Origin of the sequence: Escherichia sp. MOD1-EC5189 (genome assembly GCF_002966045.1) — a bacterium.
Taxonomy (GTDB): Bacteria; Pseudomonadota; Gammaproteobacteria; order Enterobacterales; family Enterobacteriaceae; genus Escherichia; species Escherichia coli_F.
In genome coordinates this window covers 1-402 of record NZ_PTRX01000127.1, presented here as the reverse complement: position 1 = coordinate 402, position 402 = coordinate 1, and the positions used below count along the sequence as shown (strand labels likewise).

The window sequence follows — 402 nt, the reverse complement described above, 5'->3', positions numbered from 1 at the left end:
GGAATATAGCAATCCTATTTTTTCGGCCAAAAATATCATCAGCCAACGAGGCCAAATAATTTAATTCATTATCATCAATACTAATTGCAATTAACCCGTCATCGCACAACAAATCTTTTGCAACTTCAAGTCTGTTCTTCATGAAAGTCAGCCACGTAGAGTGACTAAATTTATCATTATATTTAAAGCTATCTGTATCAGTATTATATGGTGGATCTATATAAATTAATTTAACTGACTTCTCGTATATATTTTTTATACAGTGCAACGCAATTAGGTTATTTCCTCTGATAATTAAATTATCATTACGGTTAAATATTCTTTCTTTTTTTACTCCTTCTTTAGAGTAACGATTTACTTCTTTGAGAACTTTCGGTGAGAACAAATTATCTATTTCATCTC

The 402-nt window shown here is 29.9% G+C and carries 1 protein-coding gene; it reads right to left on the bottom strand.

Annotation, left to right across the window (positions count from 1 at the left end):
• On the bottom strand, positions 1-402 hold a 402-nt coding region (locus ATB02_RS25860), incomplete at both ends, for a DNA methyltransferase (RefSeq protein WP_198600615.1).